This window comes from Mesorhizobium sp. M7A.T.Ca.US.000.02.2.1 (assembly GCF_003996995.1).
GTDB lineage: Bacteria > Pseudomonadota > Alphaproteobacteria > Rhizobiales > Rhizobiaceae > Mesorhizobium.
In genome coordinates this window covers 1-1,986 of record NZ_RZTT01000684.1, presented here as the reverse complement: position 1 = coordinate 1,986, position 1,986 = coordinate 1, and the positions used below count along the sequence as shown (strand labels likewise).

The following is a 1,986-nucleotide window of genomic DNA, read 5'->3' as shown; positions in this document are numbered from 1 at the left end:
CGACCAGCGCGTAGTCGATGTGGATGCGGGCGCTCTGGAAGCCATCATCCATGATCAGGAAATCGCAGCCATTGCGTTCCAGCAGCAGCCGGGCGCCGGCGGCGCGGTTCGGTGTCACCGCCACCGGCGCGTGTTCGGCGAGCAGCAGCGGTTCGTCACCGACATGCCGGGCGCTGTCGTGATCGATATCGACGACATGCGGCTCGGCGAACGAGCCGCCGTGGCCGCGCGACAGGAAGCCTGGTTTGAGATGCATGCGCTTGGCCTGTTCGGCGAGCGCGATGGCCACCGGTGTCTTGCCGGTGCCGCCAACCGTGAAATTGCCGATGCACAGAACGGGTGCCTCGATCTTCTCGCGCTTGGCCCGCCGCATGCCGCGGCCGGCGGCGGCCGCATAGATGGCCGATAGCGGCGACAATGCCAGGACCCGCCAGTCCGGCTCTTCCCACCAGAATGGTGGTGCTTCGGAGGCCACGCTAGCGACCGTTCGCGCCCTTCAGGCGCGACTTGACGACCAACGGCTGGATGTAGGGCTCAAGCGATTTCAGCGTGCGCGCCAGCGCGCCACGCATCTCGTCGACGGTCGCCACACCCGCCGCCATCATCTCGTGGCGCGCCACTTCGTTGGTCAGGAGGAAATTGACGGCGCCGGCCAGCATGTCGCGATCGCGCACCAGCTTGGCGCCGCCGCTGTCGAGGAGACGCTGGTAGGCCTCGCGAAAATTCTGCACATTGCGCCCGGCGAGAACCGCGGTGTCGAGCATGGCCGGTTCCAGCGGGTTCTGGCCACCCTCGGAGGTCAGCGAGCGGCCGACGAAGGCGATTTCGGTCAGCCGGAGATAGAGTCCCATTTCGCCGATCGTGTCGCCGAGCAATATATCCGTGTCGGCGGCGATCCTGTCGCCCTTGCTGCGCCGCGCGACCTTCAGGCCCATGCCGGAAATCTGCGCCGCAAGCGCCTCGCCGCGATCGGGATGACGCGGAACGACGATCGTCAGGAGACCATGGTGGCGCTTGTGCAGCGTCGCGTGGACTTCAGCCGCGACCACTTCCTCGCCGTCATGGGTCGAGATCGCCGCCCAGGTCGGGCGCGTGCCGATCTGCCGCCGCAGCGTCGCCAGCGCCCGTTCGTCGACGGGCGGCGGCGAGGTATCGACCTTGAGATTGCCCGACACGGTGACCGGCCGGGCGCCGAGCGCCAGAAACCGCTCGCCATCGACATCCGACTGCGCCACGACGTGAGCCAGGTTCTCGAACAACGCCTCGGCGATGTTGGCCCGTTTCTTCCACGACTTGAACGAGCGGTCGGAGAGCCTGCCATTGACCAGCACCTGCGGCACGCGGCGCGCGCCAAGCTCGAGGATGGTCATCGGCCAGATTTCGGATTCGGCGATGATCGCCAGATCCGGCTGCCAGTGATCGAGAAACCGGCTGACCGCCGGCTTGAGATCGAGCGGTACGTATTGGTGGATGATCCGGTCACCGAGACGCTCGTCGGCGACCTGCGCCGAGGTGACCGTGCCGGTCGTCAGCACGATGTTGACGCCATAGTCGAGGATGCTTTCGACCAACGGCACGACGGCTATGGTCTCACCGACGCTCGCGGCATGGATCCAGATCACCGGCCCGTCGGGGCGCGCGCGGCCGGCGACGCCATAGCGCTCGCGGCGGCGGTAGCGGTCTTCCTTGCCGCGTGAGGTGCGCCAGGCCACATAGGGCCCGACCAGCGGATAGGCAGCCGCACCTGCGAAACGGTATGCCGACAGCATGGCTCGCGCCCAGCGGCCGCTCATCGCGGGGCATCCACGAGACGGTAGGCCTCGGCGGTCGCGGCATTGAGCGCGGTCGTCACTTCCTGGCGCTTGCGCTCCATTTCGGCCTCATCGGCGCCGGCCGCCACGAAGATCGGCTGACCGATGACGATCGACGAACGGCCGAACGGCAGGTTGATGGTGGTCTTGTCCCAGCTCTTCTCCAGCACCTTGC

General features: G+C 67.2%; 2 protein-coding genes and 1 pseudogene. All 3 read right to left on the bottom strand.

From position 1 onward, the window contains the following. A partial coding sequence (gene lpxK, locus EOD15_RS33535; RefSeq protein WP_127409255.1) for a tetraacyldisaccharide 4'-kinase occupies nucleotides 1-475 on the bottom strand: 475 nt, incomplete at its 3' end. Nucleotide 476: 1 nt separating this feature from the next. Then, on the bottom strand, nucleotides 477-1,793 hold the full coding sequence (gene waaA, locus EOD15_RS33530) for a lipid IV(A) 3-deoxy-D-manno-octulosonic acid transferase (RefSeq protein ID WP_027038607.1): 1,317 nt from the start codon (nucleotides 1,791-1,793) through the stop codon (nucleotides 477-479). Next, nucleotides 1,790-1,986, bottom strand: a pseudogene (locus tag EOD15_RS33525) (hypothetical protein); the annotation flags it as partial. The pseudogene EOD15_RS33525 and the gene waaA, both read right to left, overlap by 4 nt.

What these genes read in the sequence shown, in the direction of transcription:
- waaA (WP_027038607.1), bottom strand. Translation starts at nt 1,793, where the DNA reads ATGAGCGGCCGCTGGGCGCGAGCCATGCTGTCGGCATACCGTTTCGCA.